This is a genomic window from Timaviella obliquedivisa GSE-PSE-MK23-08B, assembly GCA_019358855.1.
GTDB classification, from domain to species: Bacteria; Cyanobacteriota; Cyanobacteriia; order Elainellales; family Elainellaceae; genus Timaviella; species Timaviella obliquedivisa.
Map to the genome: position 1 here is coordinate 409,773 of JAHHII010000002.1, position 24,600 is coordinate 434,372.

The 24,600-nt window shown below is 46.4% G+C and carries 16 protein-coding genes and 1 pseudogene; 3 read left to right on the forward strand and 14 right to left on the reverse strand.

Annotated features, from left to right (window positions below; genetic code table 11):
- Nucleotides 1–102: 102 nt before the first annotated feature.
- The 14 genes and pseudogenes from KME11_05405 to KME11_05470 all read right to left on the reverse strand — a co-directional run bounded on the left by KME11_05405 (nt 103) and on the right by KME11_05470 (nt 20,145).
- Entirely contained in the window at nt 103–642 is a 540-nt protein-coding gene (locus KME11_05405) for a Ycf51 family protein (GenBank protein ID MBW4514644.1), read from the reverse strand.
- A gap of 2 nt (nt 643–644) precedes the next feature.
- Entirely contained in the window at nt 645–1,106 is a 462-nt protein-coding gene (locus KME11_05410; protein ID MBW4514645.1) for an SUF system NifU family Fe-S cluster assembly protein, read from the reverse strand.
- Nucleotides 1,107–1,250: 144 nt separating this feature from the next.
- Nucleotides 1,251–1,745, reverse strand: a pseudogene (locus KME11_05415) (DUF3368 domain-containing protein).
- Entirely contained in the window at nt 1,742–1,987 is a 246-nt protein-coding gene (locus KME11_05420; GenBank protein ID MBW4514646.1) for a UPF0175 family protein, read from the reverse strand. The pseudogene KME11_05415 and the gene KME11_05420 overlap by 4 nt, the downstream one beginning before the upstream one ends.
- Before the next feature lie 181 nt (nt 1,988–2,168).
- Nucleotides 2,169–3,368 carry a glycosyltransferase family 4 protein gene (locus tag KME11_05425; protein MBW4514647.1) on the reverse strand — a complete coding sequence of 400 codons (1,200 nt, stop codon included), beginning with the start codon at nt 3,366–3,368 and terminating at the stop codon, nt 2,169–2,171.
- The gene (locus KME11_05430; protein ID MBW4514648.1) at nt 3,365–4,750 is read right to left on the reverse strand and encodes a hypothetical protein; all 1,386 of its coding nucleotides are present in this window, start codon (nt 4,748–4,750) and stop codon (nt 3,365–3,367) included. Before KME11_05430 ends, KME11_05425 begins: the two co-directional genes overlap by 4 nt.
- Nucleotides 4,744–6,003 carry a glycosyltransferase gene (locus KME11_05435; GenBank protein MBW4514649.1) on the reverse strand — a complete coding sequence of 420 codons (1,260 nt, stop codon included), beginning with the start codon at nt 6,001–6,003 and terminating at the stop codon, nt 4,744–4,746. The genes KME11_05430 and KME11_05435 overlap by 7 nt, the downstream gene beginning before the upstream one ends.
- Nucleotides 6,000–7,103: a glycosyltransferase family 4 protein gene (locus KME11_05440; GenBank protein MBW4514650.1), complete on the reverse strand. Its 1,104-nt coding sequence runs from the start codon at nt 7,101–7,103 to the stop codon at nt 6,000–6,002. The genes KME11_05435 and KME11_05440 overlap by 4 nt, the downstream gene beginning before the upstream one ends.
- 35 nt (nt 7,104–7,138) lie before the next feature.
- Nucleotides 7,139–8,371: a glycosyltransferase family 4 protein gene (locus KME11_05445; protein ID MBW4514651.1), complete on the reverse strand. Its 1,233-nt coding sequence runs from the start codon at nt 8,369–8,371 to the stop codon at nt 7,139–7,141.
- Between the two features lie 283 nt (nt 8,372–8,654).
- The gene (locus KME11_05450) at nt 8,655–9,989 is read right to left on the reverse strand and encodes a response regulator (GenBank protein ID MBW4514652.1); all 1,335 of its coding nucleotides are present in this window, start codon (nt 9,987–9,989) and stop codon (nt 8,655–8,657) included.
- A gap of 78 nt (nt 9,990–10,067) precedes the next feature.
- A complete protein-coding gene (locus tag KME11_05455) occupies nt 10,068–13,121 on the reverse strand; it encodes an amino acid permease (GenBank protein MBW4514653.1) in 3,054 nt (1,017 codons plus the stop codon).
- Nucleotides 13,122–13,265: 144 nt separating this feature from the next.
- Nucleotides 13,266–17,444, reverse strand: coding sequence for an alanine racemase (gene alr, locus KME11_05460; protein ID MBW4514654.1), 4,179 nt, complete (start codon nt 17,442–17,444; stop codon nt 13,266–13,268).
- A gap of 234 nt (nt 17,445–17,678) precedes the next feature.
- On the reverse strand, nt 17,679–17,996 hold the full coding sequence (locus KME11_05465) for a hypothetical protein (protein ID MBW4514655.1): 318 nt from the start codon (nt 17,994–17,996) through the stop codon (nt 17,679–17,681).
- 184 nt (nt 17,997–18,180) lie between these two features.
- A complete protein-coding gene (locus KME11_05470) occupies nt 18,181–20,145 on the reverse strand; it encodes an ABC-F family ATP-binding cassette domain-containing protein (GenBank protein MBW4514656.1) in 1,965 nt (654 codons plus the stop codon).
- 570 nt (nt 20,146–20,715) lie between these two features.
- On the opposite strand from KME11_05470, the gene KME11_05475 reads away from it, so the two are divergent.
- The 3 genes from KME11_05475 (at nt 20,716) to secG (ending at nt 24,479) form a co-directional block, all read left to right on the forward strand.
- The gene (locus KME11_05475) at nt 20,716–22,422 is read left to right on the forward strand and encodes an ATP-binding cassette domain-containing protein (GenBank protein MBW4514657.1); all 1,707 of its coding nucleotides are present in this window, start codon (nt 20,716–20,718) and stop codon (nt 22,420–22,422) included.
- 148 nt (nt 22,423–22,570) lie between these two features.
- Nucleotides 22,571–24,169 (forward strand): 2,3-bisphosphoglycerate-independent phosphoglycerate mutase, encoded by a 1,599-nt coding sequence (gene gpmI, locus KME11_05480; protein ID MBW4514658.1) that lies wholly within the window; start codon nt 22,571–22,573, stop codon nt 24,167–24,169.
- A gap of 76 nt (nt 24,170–24,245) precedes the next feature.
- Complete coding sequence (gene secG / locus KME11_05485) at nt 24,246–24,479, forward strand: preprotein translocase subunit SecG (GenBank protein MBW4514659.1); 234 nt, start codon at nt 24,246–24,248, stop codon at nt 24,477–24,479.
- Nucleotides 24,480–24,600: the final 121 nt, after the last annotated feature.

Here is a 24,600-nt window from a genome sequence, read left to right on the forward strand (position 1 = left end):
GAAATTACTTTACTACACAGAGCTATTTTTTAGCTTAACAGTTCTGTACTTTAGGCTACCGTCAAGGGCTTGTCCTGGGAATTTTAACGGAAATTGATAGGGCTACGCCTTAGATTCTTTTGCCGCTTGGTTGATTTTGGCGATCTTTGCTAAATTTTCGGGATAGAGCTTCACTCTTAAGGGAGCTTCTTTGCTGTCACTCAGCGATCGCCGCAACTCTCCTAAATATAAAGGTTGGGAAAGTCCTTCTTTAACATGAATCATCGTGCGTGCCCGAATCAGCATTTCTTCCCTGCCTCGCCCTAATCTTCCGGGGGAGAATAGGTCGCTGGAGGCTTGCTGCAATGTTGCGGTGAGTTGCGATTCGGTAACAGTGGGAGCAACGACAATAGTGGCTATGTTGGAGCCACCATCGTAGACGGTGGTGAAACGGGCGGCACCCGGAACAACAGTGCGAGTAATGGGAACAACGCTGAGGGCAAATAAACCAACGGTAAAGACAACCATGAAGCCAGTTGCGCCGACTAGACGGAACCGAAAGCCCCATTTAAACAAAAAGCTGATGCCTGTGACGACAGCGCAAACAGCAGCAAAAATCGCTGACCATTGGGTGTAGGTAAGGAAGTCGGAAGTGGATGGCATGGTTACTCGTTGGTGACGAAGCCGACAGGCTGGGGAGTGGAGGTTTCGATCGCCGCCTTCAGGGTGTGCCACGAGAGGTTAGCACATTTGATGCGCACTGGAAACTGGGCAACGCCGCGCATGGCGTTGAGTTTGCGAAATTCTTGGGGAAATTCGGCTTCACCTTTCATCATGGATTGGAAGCGCTGCACCATCTCGGCGGCTTCGGTGAGGGTTCTGCCTCGAAGGGCTTCTGCCATTAGGTCGGCGGAGGAGATGGCGATCGCACAGCCTTCGCCTTCAAATTTGACATCTTCGATGCGATCGCCATTGATCTTCAGGGTCAATTCAATGGTGTCGCCACAGGAGGGATTGTGCCCTTTTTGGTAGCGATCGGCGGGATCGGTTTTGCCTTTGTTCCGAGGTTTTTTGTAGCGCTCTAGAATGACCTGTTGATACAGATCGCGCATGTTATCCAAAGACATAGTGGGGGTTGCTGAAGGTCTACGATTCTATCTCCATCCTATCAGCATCGCTGAATTTGGGGGGTGGATGGAGGCTAGGCGGAAGGATTCTATAGGTACAATCTTCTCTAGGAGATAACTGGGCGATCGTCAATGGAAAATCAGCTACTCATCCGCAGTATGCAAAACTGCTGCGTACAATTGACTACTGACTCGAAGATCCGCTGTCTCAATCAACTGATCCACAAGGGGTTTAATAGTTGAAATCAAATTACTGCGTTTGGCTTGTAGCAAAACGCCTAACAGACCAGTTACGTTAAGTCCATAGTTGATTGCCAATTCTCTGCCTCGACGCTCATCCATCAAGATCAGGTCTGCTTTGAGTTCTAGCGCCAAAATAATTGCTTCGGCTTCACCTAAATCAATACTGTCTTGATTAGCTCGAACGACTATAACGCTCTGGGCATTAGCAACTGTTTGAGTTTGAATCCAAGCAAGAGTCTGGACTTCGATCGCGCCAGGAACAACTTTATCCACAGCTACCATTTCGTTGTAAACGGCTAGAGGAATAACAATGGTTGCGTAAAGTTACTGCAACAAATCTAACCGACTAATTGCTGCGAGGTTTGTGATAGGTGAGGTATCACTGACAACAATCACAGCAAGCCCAGCATTTGCAATGTTTTAACATCCAATTGAAAATCTTCTACATCATAGTTAATATAAAGCCCGCGTTTTGCCAATTCGTGCTGGAACTCAATGACCGTCAGCCCAGTCCAAGCAAGAACTTTGCCACTGCTAATTTTTTCCTGCTGATATAGCATGATGGCAATTTCCAGCTTCAGTTCATCCTCAGTCATTTGGGTTGCTTGGAGGATGTCATCAGGAATCACAACGCTCATGGGTTTTTGTTGAAGATAACTGGGTAGCCTACGATATCTACAAAGATAAGCGATATTGAGCAGTTTTTAGAGCATACAAGCAAGTGAGTAGATATGAAGAAAACTAGACTGATCTGCCGCTAGCTACCCAATACTTCGGTATTGAGTGGACTCAAGCCGCCTGTGGAAGGTTAAAGGTTGCTTACTGCTGCGTTTTATTGTTCGATCGCCTTATCACTTTTTCGTAAATCGACATTAGCTGCCGATAGTTTGTTTCAGGTGTGTAGTGTTGTTCGTAGGTCGATCGCGCTTTTCGTCCCATGGCTAACATGCGTTCAGGGTGGGCGATCGCCCAGTTAATTTTTTCGGCTAAATCTTGAGGATTTCCTGCTTCAAACAGCAGTCCGGTCTGCCTATCTTCAACAATTTCTGCTATGCCACCGAGTCGTGATGCAATGACAGGAACTGAGCAAGCAAAAGATTCAATCATCGATAATCCGAAGGTTTCGTACCAGACAGAGGGGAAAATTAGGAATTGAGCTTTTTGCATTAAGGCTAAAACTTCTGGCTTCTTCTGCCAGCCTAAAAACTCAATGCGGTGGCTTAAGCCTGCCCGTTGCACCTGTTGCTGAAGGCTGTCTTTAAGGATGCCATCGCCAACGATTTTAAGAGGGATTTGAATATTTTGAGTAATATATGCATCAATTAAGGTGGTGATGCCTTTCTCTGACCACAAGCGTCCAACATAAAGGGCGTAGCGATCGGACTGAGAGGGAGGCAAGATAACGGGATCGAAGAGAAAATTGGGTTTGACGTGGATTTTGTGGGAGGGTAAGCCAATTTGCTCCATTTTGGCTTTTTGAAAGGAAGTAAGGGTAATGTAGGCATCGACTTTTTCGTGCCAAGTACGACGAATGTTATGGATAGCAATCATGGTGGCGATGGCGAGACTCTCCGGGAGAGAGTCGCGGTAGCAACGGTGAACAATTCCGGCTAAAGGAACGGTTTTACCCATGCAGGTTTCACAAACTTTGCCGTCTCGGAACAGATTAGCGCTAGGGCAGATAATACGATAGTTGTGTAGAGTCTGAACGACAGGTACTTTAGCTTCTGAACAGGCATCGTATAGGGAAGGGGATAAAATCGGAAAGAAGTTATGAACGTGAACAATATCAGGGCGAAACTGCTGGATTCTTTCTTGGAGACGCTGTTTACTCTCGAAGGAATAAACGACAGAAGCCGCAGCTTTGGCTTTACCGATCGCCCCTTTAATGGATTGATTGTCAGCTTCTAAAACGGCGATCGCATGGTCATGAGATTTGAGCAAAGACATTTCGGCTTCTACGACCACATCTTCTCCTGCCTTGACCTGGTAGTGGTTGTGGGCAATCAAAATTCTCATAGGGCATTGTCTGCCAATTGTTCTGCACGTTTTAAGCGAGTCTGCCATTGCAAGCCAATAATGCTAACGACGAATAACATGTAGCCAGGTTCTTCTAACCAGGAAAAGATGCCGCCAAAAATTAGCATATTCAGCACTAGAAACTTAGAAAGACTATCGACACAAATTTTTTGCCAGGTGATGAACCAAAGATAGAAATAAGCGCTGACACCCAGTATACCCAGGTCGCCCCAAATGCCTGCCCAAGAAAAGGTGAGGGAAAACATGCTAGATCCAGTGACGGCGTTGGTCAGATGATTGGTATCATTTTCAGCAAATATAGCGGCGGTAACGGGAGTAGTGGTAACTCCTAAGGGGCTGAGGATTTCTCCATAGTCGGGGATGAGCCAGCCTAATCGTCCGATGGTATGCCCAGGGCCTAAGCCAATGAGCCAGTTGATGGGAGTGGTGAAAGAGCTATTGATAATGTGAAAAACTGAAAGTTTTGCAGCGAAGCTGTCGATTAATAGAGTGATGTTAAGCCAATAGGCTAAAGCTGGAAACAGGTTGACAATGACCCAATAAACGATGGCGATCGCGCCTAAAGTTAGCACAACGTACTTTAAGACCTCAAAGATTTTTTTAAACTTAGTTAGGGTTAAAATAATCATTGAGCCGAGGAATACAACAATGACTTGTTTTGAATCCGACATCGGAAATGTTTGGGGAATGAATGCAACTGCGAGGAAAATTTTAACCCAAAGTGAACGGATCACAGGCTGATTAAAAATGTAGAGAGCACCGGTCAGGGCTACGGCTCCGCCAACGTGATGCCCTGCACCTTGATTTAGGAAAACGCCTTTAATAGCATCAGGACCACCAACAATATCAAGTTTTAGAACAAAGTATTGAACGTAAGCAAACAGCACGTTGATAATGCTGGAGATTATCAGAACCCAATGAAATCGATGAATGCTGCTGTAATTCATTCGTAAGCCGACGATCGCTAGGAGCAAAATGAAGGGTTCACCAAGGAGAAGAAAATCTAACAGGATGTTGATGATGCCTGCGTCATTCCAGAAGGCGCTCGCACTAATAATTAATAGAACGGCGTACAAGCCATAAAGTATTTGAGTTGAGAGGTGAACCTGGAGACGAGAGCGAATGCGAGGCAGCGTGAAAATAAGTAGAAGGAGAGTACAGGCAAAATGGAGAAAGTTGACCGCAGAAGGGACTTTCATTGCCGCTAGTACCCGTGGGTAAAAGGCGACAACAAAAGTGAGAATGATCAAGCTAGAGCTTTTGAAAAGTTGGCGGCTGGTGGCGGAAGGAGGAATGGAATAAGGGCGATCGGGTTGAGAGCCGGGTAAGGAATCGCGGTTGAGCGGAGTATTTTCTAGCACAGGTGTTCAACTCCGCTGGGCACAGGGGAAGTTTGCACAAGAGTTTGGTAAAGCTGCGAGAGTTCTGCTCCCTTAGCTTGCCAACTATAGAGTTCACGCACTCGCTTTTGTCCGGCACTGCCAAGCTGCGATCGGAGTTCCTCGTTGACTGCCAAACGCACCATGGCGGAGGCTAAGCCTCGAACCGCTTGCTGAGGATGGAGGGCAGGAATCTTAATGCCAGTTTGCTCTGTAACCTGGACGGCAGGCCCCCCCAAGTCGAGGCAAAGGACGGGGCGACCCGCTGCCATAGCTTCCATGCAAACCCAACCACCAGAGTCATGGAGACTAGGGTGAACCAGGATGTGACAATCAGCAAGTTTTTCGAGGGTGGCGGCGCGAGCAAGTCTGCCGAAAAATTTGACTCGTGAAGCGACCTCTAGTTCGATCGCCAACGCTTGCAGACGATGCTGTTCTGCTCCGTCGCCCAAAATCCAGTATTCGGCGTTGGGGATATTGGCTTGAGCAAAGGCACGGATGCCCAGGTGAAAGCCTTTCCAATGGAGGAGGCGACCCATGCTAATAAAGCGGATGGGGGTGGCAGATGGGATGGGGCACTGACCGAGTTGGACAATGTCTTCAGTGGATAAGCCAGATTCAGTGACAATTTGGATAGAGCTAGCTCCAAGATGACGGAGGCGCTGAGCGGTATCTTCTGTCGTCGCGCGAATGACAGCGCTGCGTTGTCCTGTCAGGCGAACAAAGGGGTCGAGTTCTCCAAGTCTACGGACGGTAGCTCTTGCCCACTCATAGGCTTTGGCGCGCAGGCTAAAGTCTTGCCAAAAACTAGAGGGAGCGGATTCGCCACCGCCAACTGGGCCCCAGACAAAGGGAATGGGCAGGAAAGAAAGAAAGCTGGGGTTGGAGTATTTGACAAAGGTGACGTGGTGAACAGCGTCGAAGCCAATTTCTTGGTGAAGTTGGCGGGCAACGAAGTAGGCTTGAATTTGCCACAGATAGTAGTGAACTTGCATAGCTCCAGATTCGCCCCAGCGCCAGCCGCCGCCCCAAATTGGCAGGGTAAAGTAAACGAAATGAAGGTTAGGAACAGGGTGGCGATCGAGTTCTGCTTGAATAATGTCGCCGCTTTCATCGGGGCGGGTCAGAACCCAGACTTCGTGGTGTTGTGCCACTGCTCGTACCATATTCCATCCCACTCCAGGTTCTGAGCCTCGACCCGGTTCACAGGAGTATGCCGACATGAGAATTTTCATGGATTCACCTTCTGAGTTACCTTGGAACGGACAGTAGGGGACTGAGGCAGGAGGGATTCGTAGATTTGGGCGATCGTTTCTGCAACGGCTTCCCAGGTGAATACTTTGACTCGTTCTAGCCCTTTTTGAATCAGGGCTTGGCGATAGGTGCTATCCCGCCTCAGATGAAGGAGGGCGGCGGCGATCGCTTCTACGTTAAGGGGATCAATAAGTACGCCCGCATCACCGACAACTTCGGGCATAGCTGAAGTGTTAGCGGTAATAACAGGGGTACCGCACGCCATGGCTTCTAAAAGGGTAATGCCAAAGCCTTCGTGGGTAGAAGGAGCTAGGAGCATATCGGCAGCATTATAGAGTTGCAAGAGGGTGGATTGGTCAGGTTTGCCTAAATAGGTCACGAATGATTGCAGGTTATGGGCTTGAATCCAGGCTTGTTGCTCTGAGGTGAAGTCTTCGCCAACTTTCCAAAATTGAATGGGAATTTGCTGAGTTTTGAGATATTGAATTACCTGCAAAATGGTGATGATATTTTTGCGGGGATGGTTAGAACCTACGTTAAGAAGGCAGGTGGTATCCGGTGAAAGTTGATAATGTTGGCGTAGGGCTTCGCGCTCTAAAGGAAAAAGGGGATGGAAGCCTGATGTGGCGTTGGGAACAACAGTAATTTGAGCCGATGGAATGCCTAAGATCTGGGTGACATCATGGGCAGTTTGTTGGGAAACAGTAACGATGTGGTTAGCATGCTTCATGCCATGGATCGATCGCCGCCAGAGGGCGTTACTAATCCAGGGCGTTTGAACGGAGCCTTGCAGGTTTTGAGGATAAAAATAGTTAATCAAATCATGACAAGTAATCACCATAGGCTGATCCTTTAAAGCATAAGCAATATGTCCATCACTATGATCGATAATATGAACGATGTCTGCTTTGTATAGATGAACGGTACGTGGAAATTTCCAAAAACGCTCATAGTACTTATGAAATCTAGTTTGCCAGGAACGGCTAGAACGACTGAGAGGAACAGGAGCGATCGCTTCTATTTGCCAATCAGGTCGAACGATTGCAAGTCCAGCAATTAAGCCGTTAGCGTAGATATCCATGCTAAATTCGGGCATGGTGCGGACAATTAAGACTTTCACAGGTTTCCTCCTTGCCTCAAGATTTTTCGCCAAAGCGTCATTAGCTTTTGGGCGATGCGATCGTGGGTGTAATGCTGCTGGACGCGGAGGAGACAGTACTGCTGAATTTTTGTTCGCCAAGCAGGGTTTTCGATAAGATCTTGAAGAATTCGGGTTAGGGCAAGGGCGTTGTCCTCTGGAAATATCAGGTCAGGTCGTCCAATCACGTTAGGGATTTCGCCGGAATCGGAACCAATGACGGGAATGCCCATTGCCATTGCCTCAATGAGAACATGCCCAAACTGCTCTTTCCAGGTCGGAGTGGTGCGAGATGGGAGTACTAAGACATCAAATTGGCTCATGACGCTGGGTGCCTGATGATGAGGGATGGCTCCTTGCCACGTAACCCATTCAGATATTCGTTGATCTTGAGCAATTTTCTTGAGGGCAGTTTCGCTGCTGCCAGATCCACAGAGGATCAGGCGGCAGTTGAGGGACTGCGATCGCAACTGGTGCAGAGCCGTGAGGAGAGTATCAATGCCTTTTTCAGGCACTAGACGACCCAGGTAGCCGATGCGAAATTCTGGGGGGTCTGGTTCGACTGCTGGAGCGGTGATAGGGTGGAACAATTCTGGGTCTACGCCCATCTGGGGCATGACTTCAATCAAGCCGCGATAACCCCACTGATGAAGTAAATCTGCGCCATCATGATTTCCGGCAATAACCAGGGAGGCAGTGCTGAGGACAAATTGGCGAATCCAGCGGCGAAGAAGGGGAAGCGATCGCGCTTGGTTTTCCCAGCCAAAAAAGACGAGGGGCATTTGAGTCAGCCGTGACCAGATGGCGAATTCTAAAGCGCAAAGAGAAAAGACTTCTTCTTCCACTTGAATCAGATGGGGCTGAAAATCTCGGAGGACTTGCCAGACGCGCCAAGGCGCATAAAAATGGGCACCGCCACGTCCAGTCAGGGCAACCGGGGCAGCGTAAATTTTGAGTTGGGGATAGGGAGATTCTAGGGGAAGGGTGCGATTCCACTCTAGGGATTTCCAGTTAGAGGGAGCGAGCAAGCCAACGGTGATGGCAGGGGCGATCGATTGGAGGGACGAAGACTGGGAGGATGCAGGGGCGATCGCGTTGAGTTTGCCCTGGTTGATGCCAACCACGTAGGTATGGCTAACAAACAGCACTCGTAAAGCAGCGTCTGTTGCTGTATCTGGATGTGTTAAAGCAACGTGATCCAAAGCAGCCATTTCTCTCTCTTCCAATTCAGGTTAGGTCAATGAGTCTGCATCACTTAACCAGAACTTTGAAGCCATATCAGGAAAAAAGTGAAACTTTCTACGAAAAGTATCGCGGACTTGCTCTAAGTTTTCGGGGTCTGAAGTCAACTAATGTCATAATTTTGTTTCTGCAATTCTGTAAAAAGGGTTCTAGATAAAATAAAGGCGTTGCTAAATGAAAGTATAAAAATTCATTTCCTGAAGCTTTTCTCTCAATGGCTGCTGCTTATAAACCTTATTGCCATAGAAGTCTTTAGGAAGGCATGTCTGTTTGCTCAACTGGAATTTCAATGATAAACCGAGTGCCCTTTCCCGGAGTCGAGTCGCACTCAATCTTCCCATTGTGTTTCTTCACCACAATTTGATAGCTGATGGATAGCCCCAACCCGGTTCCTTTGCCAACAGGTTTGGTGGTGAAGAAAGGGTTGAACAACTTATGCCTGACTGCTTCGGGAATGCCTGCCCCATTGTCAGAAATTTGTATCGCAACTCGTTCAGAATCAATCGATTGGGTTTCAATCCAAATCTTGCTAGGATCGTCTTTTAGTTCTTCAGGCGATCGGGTAGTGTCTTGTTCCTGCAATGCATCGATCGCATTACCAATGATATTCATAAATACTTGGTTAAGCTGTCCAGGAAAGCAACTGACTTTTGGAATTTGCCCGTAACCCTTAATGATTTGAATTTCTGCCTGTTCTACATTTGCCTTAAGCCGATGGTGCAAAATCATGAGTGTGTTATCAATGCCTTCATGCAGATCAACTTCTTTAAAGTCTGCCTCGTCCAACCGAGAAAAGTTGCGCAGAGATGCCACAATTTCACGAATGCGATCGGCTCCTATTTGCATCGAAGAAATAACTTTCGGAAAGTCCTTAGCCAAAAACTCTAAATCAATGTCATTAACTTTCTTTTGCAGCCTAGAATTCGATTGAGGATATTCTTCTTGATAAAGTTTGACTAACTCTAGTAAATCTTGGGTGTATTGATTAGCAGGAGTGCAGTTGCCGTAGATAAAATTAACAGGATTATTAATTTCATGAGCCACACCTGCCACCAGTTGCCCCAAAGAAGATAACCTTTCCTGCTGAATTAGCTGGGCATGTGCCTGTTGCAGTTCTGTAGTACGCTCTGCAATTTTCGCTTCTAAATGAGCACTAAAATTCTTGAGTAAATTATTTTTCTCTTCCAGGGTTATCGTCATGCTGCGAATTTGTAGATGAATCTTGACTCGTGCCAATACTTCTTCATGCTGAAATGGCTTGGTAATGTAATCTACAGCCCCAGCATTTAGACCTCTAATTTTGTTCTCCGTCTCGGACAAAGCTGTCATAAAAATGACGGGAATATTGGAGGTTGCAGGATTAGCTTTGAGGCGATGACATGTCTCAAAACCGTCAATTCCAGGCATCATCACGTCTAATAAAATCAGATCAGGGCGACTATTTTGTGCTTGTTCTAAGCCACTCTCCCCGTCCATTTCAACCAAAATATCGTAACCTGCGCTGCTCAATGCGCTATACAAAACCTCCAGATTAGTAGGAGTATCGTCTATGACTAAAATTGTTTCACCTAAATTGCCACTGACCATGATTTACACCTGTTTTTTAATGGCGAACTAAGACCTGACTCTGCGGTAAACTGTTTCGTTCTCTAACTGTTTCGTTCTCTATGTGGCATCTTGAAGAAACTGCCGAATTCTTTGGATATTAAATCCTCTAGCAAGTTGACTGAGATAATTTACGAAGGGCTGGTAACTTTCATGTTTTCGGGCTAGCTTTTCTAGTTCCTCTTGGAGTCCTTTGATCTGTCCCTTTTTGGCGAATTCTATAAGTGCTGTCAGTTCAGAAATGGGGGGAATCACCATTTCGGTTGTCACTTCACTGCTTTGCACCTTGGTATTTTCGCCGTAAACCCAGTTCAGCGCTAAATGCTTGGCTAACATGCCATAAAGTTCTTCCGTTTCCACAGGTTTTGCTAAAAAATCATTGCCGCCTGCCAGAATGCTCTTTTGACGATCGCACTCGTACACACTCGCGGAAGAGATAATCACAGGGATATCTTTCAGAGGTTCTGTTTGCCGTAGTTGCTCCAGCATCTCCCAGCCATTCATTACGGGCATCGTCAAATCAGAAATAATGAGATCAGGGTAGTGTTGTTTGGCTTGCTCCAGCCCCTCTTGCCCGTTACTAGCTTCTAAAATATCAAAGCCTAGAGATTCTAAAAGAGTTTTCAAAACGGAAAGGTTTTCATCATGGTCATCAACCACTAAAATGCAGCGACGATCGCCTTTGTACCCGAGATTTTTTTTCTGGCTGGCGATCGCCTTTGCCTTCACCCAATCCTCAGCCAGATTGCAATCAAACTCAAACTCAAACACACTTCCAACTCCCCAGTCACTCTGCACCCGAAGAGAACTACCCATCGTTTCAACAATTTTTTGACTAATAGAGAGTCCTAACCCAGTGCCTTCTGCCTGCTTTCTGGTATCTCCAACCTGTTCAAATGGTAGAAAGATTTTCTCTAACTGATCAGGAGTCATCCCTACTCCCGTATCTTCAATTTGAAACCGTAGACGGATGCAGTTCTCCGGTAGGTTTAGCGCTGTGACACGCATTCTGACATGTCCCGCATCTGTAAACTTGACGGCATTGCCCAACAAATTAATCAAAACTTGACGCACGCGCTTTTCATCAATTACAACACCCACGGGCAAGTCAGTTGGGGGTTCGTAAAAAAAATCAATTTTTTTTTGTTCTGCCTTGATCCAACAAATCTCTACAACACCTTGAAGCAAGGACGGGAGATGGCAAGGTTTCAGGTGCAGTTCTAATTTACGAGCTTCAATTTTAGACAAATCTAAAACGTCATTGATGAGAGTTAATAAATGAGAGCCACACTGATGAATGATTTGCACGCCCCGCTGATCTTGTTCAGCGATAGTTTGTGAGCGTTCTAAGATTTGGGCGTAGCCTAAAATGCCGTTGAGAGGAGTCCGTAGCTCGTGGCTCATGTTGGCGAGAAAATCGCTCTTTGCTTGGTTTGCCGAATCTGCTGCTTCCATCGCCTTTTTTAGATCGGCAGTTCGCGCCTCAACTCGAATTTCCAAGTCCTGATTGAGAGTTTCTGCTCGTTGACGAGCCTCTTCAACCGCAATGACTTGGGGCAGCGTTGTCCAACAAGCGATCGCCACTCCCACGAAAGCCACAATAATCAATAAGACTAGAATGAGATTATTGCCCTGACGAACTGCATTTTGCGCGAGCAAGGAACGAAACCCCCAGCCTGCTAAAACTGCGCCACAAAGCAATAGGATCAGGGTAACGACCTGAAACATCAACAGATCTTTAAAGATATTAGGGGCATGAGATTGATATAACTTGATCCACCAGTTGGGCTGGAAGGGAGCAAGTTTAACCCGCCGAATTGATGCATCGAGCAGCATGATAACAATTGGCGAGAACAAGCCAATCAAGAAATCCTGCCATCCCCAAGCCAGCCCTCCCACAAACAATACGATCAATTGCAGGAAGAAAATTCCTAAAGCGAAGCGAGGAGCCAGTACGCCAGGTCTACCGCGCTGAAGCCAAAGCGCAAATTGCATCAGCGTGAAGGAAACAAACCACCCGACATTCCCAACCACAACAATTTGAGCAACATTCCCCCAGAGGAGATACACCATTGACAGCCCAAAGACCAGAGTCAAAGCAGGGCCAAACACCCCCCGAGGTGAAACAACGCTTAAAACTGGCGCGAGGTGCTTGTCTTTGGCAAGTTGATACAAAATTCGCGGACTATTAGAAACTGCCGTTGCCATGGTTAACAGACAAGAAGCTGCCAGCACAAATGTGACAACTAGTGCCGCAGATTGCCCCCAAAAGGGCTTTGCAGCAGTGTATAAATATAAGAACACATCACCCGTTTGATCAAGAGGAGCCAGCCGCAACACGACCCAAGTGCCTGCAATAAAAATCAGAGCGCCCGTCCACCCTGCCACATTTAAAAAACGAAGTGTCTCGATCGGACGACGGCTATCAGCCACAAACGATGATGCAGTTTCGCTACTGTAAGTGACAAATGTTGCAAAAAAGAACCACTTTGCCCAATCAGTAAAACTCATTACGCCCCAGTTCCAATCGGTAGGGAAAAACCCAGGACTCTCGGGAGAAAAAATTAACCAGCCTATTCCTTGCAAGCTAAATGTGACCAGCAACCCAATGGATGGAAGAATAAAGCAAACAAGCAAAATACTCAATGCACGAGTTCCTGTAATGGCTACTCCGAAAGGAAGCAGCATAAAGAATACCCGCATTACAATTGTTGGAATTATAATATTGAAGGGTTCTAAATTAACAGCGACAAGATCGGTGAGAATAATCGCATTGAGGGAAATTGCTGAAACCCAGTTCAGCAGATAGCCAATTGCAGCATAGGTCGCAATAATGGGATAGCGATGCAAGAGACGCGTGATGTAATTAGGAGTACCGCCTGCAATGTTTACCTGATGAATTCCTAAATTTTTGACTTGATAATTAATGAGTACCCCAATGAGTGCTGCTGGAATCCAGACAAAAATGGATTGTACGCCGATCGCAGCTTTAGTTGCCGGAACTAAACCTGTCCAACCTGGAGGGCCTGCCAGTCCCAGTCCCCAAGTTTCTAAAGGATTGAGACTACGGGGCAGATAAGAAGGTGAAGCGGATTCTATCGGGATACTCTGCATGGTGGGCAATGTGAATTTATGTTCTCAGAGAAGAGCGATTGTCTGACCGCTAGAGTACCCCAAATAATAGAATTTCTCTCTCACCACTATTAAAACGCGCAGCGTTGCTGAAATTAGTCATTCGGCAACGCCAAAGATGTCATGCTACGAGACAAGTACAGACATGTTGTTTTCGATCGGCTCATAGCTTTTGGTCGAACGAGGTAGGCGTTGCTTAAACCCACAGAGGATTTCCCAAGAAATAGTGCCAAAGATCCGAGACCACTCTTCTATCGAAAGATGTTCAGTGCCATCTTGGCCAATCAGGGTAACAATTTCACCTTCTTGCAAATCAGGCAGGGAAGTCACATCTAGCATGAGTTGATCCATGGTGATCATACCAACTTGAGAAATTCGCTGTCCTCGTATTAAAACAGTCATTTGATTAGAAAGACGACGAGACACGCCATCTGCATAGCCAATCCCCACAACCGCTAGTCGCGTTTCTTGAGTTGCAATGAACTGATGACCATAGCTGACTCCAGTTCCAGGGGGAATAGTCTTTACCATTGTCACCTTGGCTTTAACCTGGAGAACGGGTTTGAGATCAATCATTCCTTCAAGATGAGAAGATGGCTCAAGACCATACAAAAGCAATCCGACCCTTACCATGTCGTAGTGCAAAGCCGAGTCTTGCAAGGTTGCCGCAGAGTTTGCCAGATGAATCTGAGGTAGAGTAAAACCTTTTGCTGTAATTCGATCGATCGCTTCTTGAAAACGAGAATTTTGCAGATACATGGTGCTGGTATCTGGATCATCTGCAGTTGCTAGATGAGAGTAAATACTGGCAATTTGTAAGTTAGGCAAATGCTCTACCAGTTGCACAAGCTGATGGCTATTTTGCCAAGAGATTCCTAATCGCGACATGCCTGTATCAATACACAGATGTACGGGTAGAGAGCCACTGTACCCAGAAGTTGCCAATGTTGTAGAAAACATCAGGGCTTGTTTCAGTGAACATAAAGTGGGCTGTAATCGCCAATCGGCGATCGTTCGGACTTGACTGGGGGTATTGGCAGATCCTAACAGTATGATTGGCGCTTTAATTTCAGATCTCCGCAACTCAATTCCTTCTGAAATCGTTGCGACCCCTAAACAAGTTGCTCCATGCTCTAACACAGTTCGAGCAACCGTTACTGCCCCGTGTCCGTAGGCATCTGCCTTGACGATCGCCATTAGCTTAGTGGTAGGTGACAGTAATTTTTTGATCTGTTGCACATTATGAATCAGCGCTTCTAGATCAATTTCAACCCAAGCTCGCTCAGTTGGTTGCAACGCTGACCGGGGCGGACGGGGTAAAAACTTATGACGGACAAAATAGGACAGGTAGATCTGTAAAACTTCTGAAGTAATAGCGGGGCAAGTAATGTTAGTTCCTGCCAACCCAGCCTGAGTATTCTGGGTATCAAAGGCTTGGGAGACAAATGTAGCAGCTTCTACGGGTGCTTTCGGATGAGTGCAGCTTTGAGTAAACATAGATATAGCCGGAACCAAAGCATTATCTGAAGGCATGGTCAGAAGCTTTGCCTGCCAGTCTAGATGAGGAAGGACATTGATTGAGTAGCCTAATGTGGCGATCGCACCAATGAGTTGTTCGAGGGTTAATTGGTGAGGACTAACCAGGTGAAACGTTTGTCCCAATAAATCAGATTGATGAGATAAATGGGCGATCGCCTGTGCGATGTAATCGACTGGCGCTAAAGACATTTTCAGATCAAGGTCTGATGCATATCCTAATTGGATAAATCCCTTGATCATTCTGCATATTAAGTTGTCGAGTTGGAATCCACCCGTTTGGCTATGCCCTGTAATCATGCCCAAGCGATAGATACAAACGGGTAAGCCGCGATCGCGGGCAGCAATGACTAGCTTTTCGGCAACCCATTTGCTTTGGGCATATCCCTCCGAATAACCGTCACAATGCTCTAGCTGATTAGATTCTAAGATCAATTCCATTTCCTGATATTCAGGCGCATGAAACACATCAATAGTCGAAATGTAGTGAACTGGTAAAGTTCGGGTTTGGGTAGCCAAACGCAAAACTTCTTGAGTCCCAATGACATTGGCGTTGCGCAGAGCCGTGTAGGGATAAACTAAATTGACGTATGCGCCACTATGATAAATCACATCAATTCGGTCTGCTAATTCTCGAAACTGTTGTTCAGATAATCCAAATAAAGGTCGTGATAAATCTCCTAAAATTGGAATAATGCGAGAACCAAATGAAGGGTGCCAAATGTCGTAGTTTTCTAATGCTTTACGAAGGCGACTGCTTGCAGTTTCCAAGTCATTTGCCCGGACAAGACAGTAAACCGTAATTTGAGGATATTTGAGTAGGAGTTCATGTAGAAGAAAGGCTCCTATAAAACCCGTTGCGCCTGTCAGAAAGATATACTGAAACTCAGATTTAATTAGGGTAACAGGTGCGATCGGGCGAATCGATGGATCTAAGTTTGCATCAGACATTAATTCCGCAGGACTGGTTTTAAATCCTGTATCAACACCAGCCCGTAAAGCTTTAATAATTTCTGCAAATCCAGCAACGGTTGGGGCTTTAAATAAACACTCCAGCGTTAATTCTACTTGAAACATTTCTTTGGCACGCGACAAAAGCATTGCGGCACGCAGCGAATCTCCCCCTGATTCAAAAAAGTGATGGTCAATGCCCACTTCTACGCCCAGAATGCCAGACCAAAGTTGAATGATCTGTTGTTCGAGAAGGGTGCGCGCCGGAATAATTTCTTCCTGTAAATTGAGGGTAGTGATAGGAAGCGCCCGGCGATCGACTTTGCGGTTTGGGGTTAAGGGCAAAGTATCCATGAAAAACACAATGCCTGGAACCATATAATCAGGAAGCTTTTCCTTAAGCCATGAGCGGATCTGAGCCGGACGTAGTTCTGGTGATAGTGAATTTAGAACAACATAAGCAACCAACCGACGGTTTCCTGGAGAATCTTCTACGGCGATAACAGCAGATTCTCGCACATGGGGATGCTGTGAGAGGGTTGTCTCAATATCTCCTAGCTCAATTCGATAACCTCGAATTTTAACCTGGTTATCCATTCGTCCAATCATCTCAATATTGCCGTCTGCTAAAAGACGAGCCGAGTCCCCTGTTTTATAAAGACGAGCTTCGGAATTGGAGCTAAAAGGATCAGCAATAAATTTTTCGTGGGTTAGTTCTGGGCGACCCAGATATCCCCGTGCAACTCCTGCACCGCCAATATAGATTTCGCCCGCTTCGCCGACCTCAACAAGTTCAATCGGATCGCTCTTTCGGCGGGAGCCTTCTTTGACTAAATAAATTTGAGTCTCAGCGATCGCATGTCCTAGTGGCACAGGGCGATCGCTACAATCGACTTGGTGTACCATCGACCATACCGTTGTTTCAGTTGGGCCATACATGTGCCAAAGTGAGGATACTTTATCAAGTAGCTGATTGGCTAAAGCTCTGGTCAAAGCCTCTCCCCCACACAAAACTTTAAGGTTAGGGTTGCCTTTCCAGCCAGCTACTAACACCAACCGCCAAGTTGCTGGTGTTGCCTGGACAAAGGTTACATCAGGGTCGGATAAAATTTGGGATAATCTATTCGCATCGGCAGCAATTTCACGTTCAATCAGTCTAATTCGTGCACCTGTAATAAGTGGTAAATATAAGTCGGGAACAGAGAGATCGAAAGAGACAGTAGTGATCGCTAAGAGGGTATCACTCGCAGTTATTCCAGGTTCTTTTTGCATCGATTGAAGCAGGTTAACCGCTGCACCATGAACAATCTGAACACCCTTAGGTTTACCTGTTGAGCCAGAGGTATAGATGACATAAGCAAGGTTATCTCTTTGAACCTGGCTTTGAGGATTTGTGCTGAGATGGTGAGCAATTGTTTCCCAACCCGAATCAATAAACAAGTTTTGAGCATTATGTTGAGGCATCGTCTGATGCAAGTGCTGTTGTGTCAGCAAAATAGGCACTTGTGCATCCTCTAAAATGAATGCTAAGCGTTCGGGCGGGTAGTTTGGATCGAGGGGAATATATGCCCCTCCTGCTTTAAGAACGCCTAGTAATGCCACAAACATTTCTAGCGATCGCTCCACACAAACCCCAACTAAAACATCAGGCTTTACGCCCAAAGTTTGCAGGTAATGCGCCAGTTGGTTTGCCTTTTGGTTCAGTTCACAGTAGGTCAACTGCTGTTCCTTAAAGACAATTGCCACGGCATCAGGGGTTTTTAACGCTTGCGTTTCGACTAGTTGATGAATAGAAACCCCTATGCTGTCAGAAAACATTGTAATTCTCCGTAAAATCGTTTGTTGAGGTGCAAGACAATAATTGAGATGTTGACAAAGAACATCTCTCAGACCAGCAGTACTAAAACTGGTATATTTTTATTTATCCCGAGGATATATTAAAAGTAACAAAAAGCACTGAAATCTAGTTGTATCAAAAAAAGTCTACTTTCCTGCAAGCCTCGTCAGTTCTAGTATGCCTCTGAGAAATAAATCCAATATGGGCTGAGACTTTTAAGCCTGAAAGGAGTGTGTGTCGATTACCAGTCTTAACATGACAAAAAACACTTTTCCAAGTGTGTAATCTAAGTATGTAAGCTGAAACGATAAGTTCTCGCTTTTTTTGCGCTCAATATCATCTAAATTTCCGCGGGGAGTTTTTGTAATCAGCACTTTTTTCCTAGAACCATCGCTCTGTCGCGGGGACGCGAGATCGATGCCAAACACATGTCCTGGCATCGTTGTAATGAAGAGGCGATCGTTGCGATCGCCCATAGCGTTATTTAATTGCAACTCCCTTAGGTCTTCAAAGATATTTATTAATTTGTGCATTCTCGGCAAGAATCAGAAGCCCTGTCCTTCCACAGATAGCCACTTATAAAATACAAGGCTAGTAGTCTCTAGCGTAAGTTCACCTATCAATGAGCAAGGGACTTAAGCTCTTTATCTATCATCTTAAGCGTGATAATGAGGGCTGTGCTTACACCGTAGTCTACTAGCCATAATTTGACGAAAGTTAAGATTCTGACTCAGATAAAATGAGCCAGCGTTCAGTGGCTTTATCAATAGATTTTTCTAGTTCCGATAACCGTTCAGAAATCTGTTTAACTTCAGAAAAATCACTGGGAGGATTTTGGTAAAGAAGCGTTGCAAGTTCAATCTTCTCATCTTCCATTTTGGGGATCTGAGTTCCTAAAGTTTCTAGTTCACGCTTCTCTTTGTAGGAGAGTTTTCGAGTTTTTACTGCGATCGCATTTAATGTAGCAGGACTTGCGGCAACGCTATTTGAATTGTTCTGAGCCGCAGGCTCTTCAGGTTTCTCGGTCTTTTTCTCTTTTTGTCCTTCTCCCCTTCCTTGTGATTCGGCTTCTTCGTCAGCTTTCCGATATTCTAAGTAGACCGAGTAGTTGCCAGGATATTGACGAAGTTCGCCGCTAGGCTGGAGAGCAAAGATAGTTTCTACCGTGCGATCGAGGAAGTAGCGATCGTGAGAAACGACAATGACACAGCCGTTAAACTCCTCTAGATATTCTTCTAAAACCGCCAGAGTTTGGACATCTAAATCGTTGGTTGGCTCGTCTAGAATGAGCAAGTTTGGGGCGCTCATTAAAACCCGCAGCAGAAACAAGCGACGGCGTTCGCCTCCAGAAAGCTTGTTGATGGGAGCATACTGCTGGTTGCCTGGAAACAAAAAGCGCTCCAGCATTTGAGAGGCAGTAATGATAGAACCATCAGAAGTTTTAACCAGTTCTGCAACTTCTTTCAAATAATCAATAACGCGCTGTTCAGGATTGATAGCCAGATCATCGGAATGCTGGTCGAAGTAACCAATGTGAATAGTGCTGCCCAGTTCAACTTTGCCAGAGTCGGGTTGTACTCGCCCAGTAATGATATCCATCAACGTAGATTTGCCTGCACCGTTGCCGCCAATGATACCGATGCGATCTTCGGGAGTGAAATCATAGGTGAAATCTTTAATTAGCGTTCGCCCGTTATAGCCTTTAGAGACATTAGCCAGTTCAACGACCTTTTTGCCAATTCGCCGTCCCGCAGTTGTAATATCAACCTTGCCCTGGACTTGTTTAAATTCCTTGTTTTGCAGATCATGGGCGCGATCGATCCGCGCTTTTTGTTTAGTACTCCGCGCTTTTGCGCCCCGTTGCAGCCATTCTAATTCTCTTCGCAGTAGCCCTCGGTGCTTGCGTTGAGTATTGATGTTAGATTCTTCGGCTTGGGCTTTTTTTTCTAAGTAGTAGGAATAGTTGCCGTCATAGGAATAAAGATCACCGCGATCGATTTCTAGAATCCGATTGGTAACGCGATCGAGAAAATAGCGATCGTGAGTAATCAGCAATAACGCACCGCGATATCGATTCAAATAGCTCTGGAGCCATTCTACCGACAGAGCATCGAGATGGTTAGTCGGCTCATCCATGAGCAGCACATCAGGTTCAGAGAGGAGCGCAGTGGCGAGGGCAATGCGTTTACGATAGCCGCCCGAAAGGTTCCCAATGACGGCGCTAAAATCATCAATGCCTAATTTAGTGAGAATAATTTTGGCATTAGTTTCTAAATCCCATGCCCCGATCGCATCCATACGATGAGTCACTTCAGAGAGCCGATCCATGAGCTTATTCTGATCTCCTTGACCGTGGGTCAGTTGATCGGAAATTGCTTCATATTCTCGGACTAAGGTCATTTGTTCACCGCTGTCGGCAAAAACTTGCTCTAGAACAGTTCGACTTTCATCAAGATCAGGTTGCTGAGGCAAATAGACAATGCGAACCCCAGAGTTAAATAAAAGCTTGCCATCGTCGATGGACTCTAAACCCGCAATCATTTTAAGAAAGGTCGATTTGCCAGACCCATTTGTGCCGATCAAGCCAACTTTATCGGTACTGTTGAGGCTAAAGTTAGCATCTTTGAGAATCTCTTTGATGCCAAAATCTTTTTTTACTGATTGCAGTGTGAAAATACTCATCTGGCTCTTTATACAAATCCACCATGAGAACCTTAACACTTTGAGATGATAGGCTGACGTATTTTGCAAATTGAATTAGTCGAGCCAGACCCAGTACATAAAGGATATTGTTGACTTTGAACATTAATAATTGACACGAGTGATTTGAAAGAAGGGTCAAACCTAGAGAATAAGCCAAGAGTTTTTCAGAGATGATCGCGTTAAGGTATGACTGATCCTGAGTCACCTTGGCTTTTCAACGATCCTTTACTAATTTTCTACATCATCCTGATCACTCGTTAGTCTTGTCATCAAGTTGTACAGTCTTAAAGCATGGACAGCAGCGATCGCCAAGATTGGGTTCACTTTTAGATAATTAATAATGAAAACCCTACGGCACGCTAGGAAGATGCGCTTGAAACGCTTATGGAGTCTGCACTCTGACTAGAACAGCCCCCGTGAGTTGAAAAGAGAGTGAAGATGCTTTAATTTTTGTTAAAGTTAGTGAATCTGTGGCTGTCCTTCTCTGTAGAACGCTCAGTCTTAGCTCAAGTATTTCTGCCTGCCCTCTTCCCCTTCTGGAGCTTCTTCATGCTGCGCTTGGAACATATTAATAAAACCTACCCCACAGGCGAAGTTCTCAAAGACGTGAGTTGGGAAGTTAAAACAGGCGATCGCATTGGATTGGTCGGCGTAAACGGCGCAGGCAAATCGACCCAGCTTAAAATTATCGCAGGCGAAATAGAGCCAACCTCTGGTGAGATCATTCGCCCTTCTAGCCTTCACATTGCCTACCTGAGTCAAGAATTTGATGTTGATCCCGGTCGCACCGTGCGAGAAGAATTTTGGCAAGCTTTCGCTGAAGCTAATCAGGTCAACAAAGCCTTGATGCAAGTTCATCATGACATGGAGTCGGCAAGCCCTAATGAACTAGAAGATTTGATCCACAAGATGGACAAATTTCAGCGCAAGTTTGAGGGGCTAGATGGCTATGGACTGGAGTCGCGCATTGACAAGCTGATGCCAGAACTAGGGTTTGAATTAGATGATGGCGATCGCCTGGTGGAAGCGTTTAGCGGCGGTTGGCAAATGCGCATGGGTCTAGGCAAAATTTTGCTCCAGTCTCCCGACTTGCTGCTCCTAGACGAGCCAACCAACCACTTGGATCTAGAAACCATTGAGTGGCTAGAAAATTACCTGAAGGGGCTGAACACACCCATGGTCATTGTCTCCCATGACCGAGAATTTCTCGATCGCCTGTGCACTCAAATTGTTGAAACCGAGCGCGGCGTATCGACGACCTATTTAGGTAACTACAGCGCTTATTTGCTGCAAAAAGAAGAAGCACAGCTGGCTCAACTCAGCGCCTTTGAACGGCAACAAAAGGAGCTAGAAAAACAACAAACCTTTGTCGATCGCTTTCGGGCGAGCGCTACACGCAGCACCCAGGCAAAAAGCCGCGAGAAACAGCTTGATAAGATTGAGCGAATTGATGCCCCAATTGCCGGGGTAAAAACGTTGCGGTTCCAATTTCCTCCGGCACCCCGCAGCGGTCGAGAGGTGGTGATCATTGAAAATTTGACCCATGCCTATGGCGAAAAAATCTTGTTCTTAGGGGCTGAACTGCTGGTAGAACGCGGCGATCGCATTGCTTTCGTGGGACCCAATGGAGCCGGAAAATCCACGCTTCTACACCTAATGACGGGAATCGAACAGCCCAGCGAAGGCACTGTTAAGTTAGGGGATCACAATGTCATTTCGGGTTATTTTGAACAGAACCAAGCCGAAGCGCTGGATTTAGAAAAAACCGTTATGGAGACTATCCATGACGAAGTACCCGATTGGAAAAACGAAGAAGTTCGGACGCTTTTAGGGCGATTTCTTTTCAGTAACGAAACAGTTTTCAAGAAAGTTGGGGCGCTCAGCGGTGGCGAGAAAGCCCGTTTAGCACTCGCAAAAATGTTACTCCGTCCCGCTAACTTATTAATCTTAGACGAGCCGACCAACCACCTCGACATCCCAGCAAAAGAAATGCTGGAAGATGCTTTAAAAGCCTACGATGGCACGGCTATTGTCGTTTCCCACGATCGCTATTTCATCTCTCAAGTCGCCACTAAAATTGTCGAAATTCGGGACGGCGAACTACGGGTTTATCGCGGTGACTATCATTATTACTTAGACAAGATTGCTGAAGAAAAAGAAAAGGTAAAGTTAGAGGCGATCGCTGCAGAAAGAGCCGCCAAAGAGAGCGTCAAGCGGGATAAGCAAAAGCAAAAAGAAAAATCTAGAAAGGGTTAGGGATCAGTTCACAGGTGAGATTTCAAATAGTTTGAACCATTACTCGCCGTCATATTGCTCATGATTTCTAGCAGAACAGATCCTAGACGGAAAGTTGGAATGGTATTATTGCTGAGAAAATATTCGTTATCTCATGAGGACGATTCGCATGGCACAGGCGCAAGTTTCTCCAGTCGTGCTCGTGATTATGGATGGCTGGGGGCATAGCGAAGAAACCGAAGGGAATGCGATCGCTGCCGCTCATACCCCTGTTGTCGATAGCCTCTGGGCAGCCTATCCCCGAACCCTGATCCAAACTTCTGGTAAAAACGTGGGGCTACCCGAAGGACAAATGGGTAACTCTGAAGTGGGGCATCTTAACATTGGTGCAGGCAGAGTCGTGCCCCAAGAACTCGTGCGCATTAGCGATGCGGTCGAGGATGGCACACTTTTAAGTAATGCTGCTCTTCTGCGTATCTGTGCAGAGGTGCGCCAGCGGGAAGCAACGCTGCATCTGGTCGGTCTGTGTTCAGAAGGCGGCGTTCATTCTCATCTGAGTCACTTGTTTGGGCTGATCGATTTGGCGAAAGAGCAAGGGTTATCCCAAGTCTGTATTCACGCCATTACAGACGGACGAGATACTAAGCCCACCGATGGTTTGATCGCCATTGAAAAAATTCAGGACTATGTAACGAAAGTGGGAGTCGGTCAACTCTCCACTCTCAGCGGTCGTTATTACGCCATGGATCGGGATCATCGCTGGGAGCGGGTTCAGAAAGTTTACGATCTGATGACCCAAGAGGGCGCAGTGAGCGAACGATCGGTACTAGAGATTCTGCAAGCCTCTTATGCAGAGAAGGTGGGCGATGAATTTATTGTGCCAACCCGTGTCGCTCCTGGATCTATAAAGTCGGGAGATGGTGTGATTTTCTTTAACTTCCGCCCCGATCGCTCTCGACAACTCACCCAGGCTTTTGTCGATCCTCAGTTTAATGGCTTCGAGCGATCGCTAATATCACCTCTGTCGTTTGTTACCTTTACCCAGTACGTTGCTAACCTTCCCGTATCTGTTGCCTTTGAGCCACAGAACTTTAACAATATTCTGGGCGAGGTCATCTCTAAGGCAAAGCTGCGCCAGTTCCGCACTGCTGAGACTGAGAAGTATGCCCACGTCACCTACTTCTTTAATGGCGGACTCGAAGATGCTCTAGAAGGGGAAGATCGGGAATTAGTGCCTAGCCCAATGGTTGCCACCTACGACAGCACTCCAGCAATGTCAGCAGCAAAAGTAACGGCAGGGGCGATCGCCGCGATTCAGAAAGGGATCTACTCCCTCATCGTCATCAACTATGCCAACCCGGACATGGTGGGGCATACAGGCAACGTAGAGGCGACTATTAAAGCGGTTGAAACCGTCGATCGCTGTGTGGGAAAACTGCTAGAAAGCATCAGTCAGGCAGGTGGCACTGCCCTTCTGACTGCCGACCATGGCAACGCCGAGCAGATGTTTGATGAGCAAGGAAACCCTTGGACGGCACACACAACTAACCCAGTTCCGTTCATTTTGATAGAAGGCGAAGGACGAAAAATTCCTGGACATGGGACAGAGGTTTCTCTCCGCTCAGATGGGAACCTCGCAGATATTGCTCCCACAATTTTACAAATCTTGGGGTTAGCTCAGCCTATAGAAATGACTGGGAAATCTATGATCCAGCCCGTGGAGTTTGATGTGCGGGCAAATCGGTCTCCGGTTCGCGTTTCTTTGTAACCGTCTGTTATTGAATGGATGGACATAGAATAGTTAGACAAGGGCGATCGCTCTGGATTCATTTGGGTTGACCACTATGACATTGATCTCAGTTGTTGAAATTGTTTGGATTGTTTCTGCCTTAGGCTTAATTGTGCTAGTTCTACTGCATAGCCCCAAAGGAGACGGACTGGGCGGGTTAGGCGGACAAGCTCAACTCTTTACCAGCACCAAAAGTGCTGAAACCACGCTTAATCGTGTCACCTGGACATTGACCGCCCTGTTTATGGGGCTGACTGTTGTTTTGAGCGCAGGCTGGCTCAATCAATAGCGCTTGCCAACCCAAAGCTCCTGCTTTCTTCACCCAGAGAGCAGGGGCTTTGTTTAACGGTCGCGCTCACCTCACACAAATAACCTCTGTCGCTCAACCGATACTTTTGGATGTCCGAGGC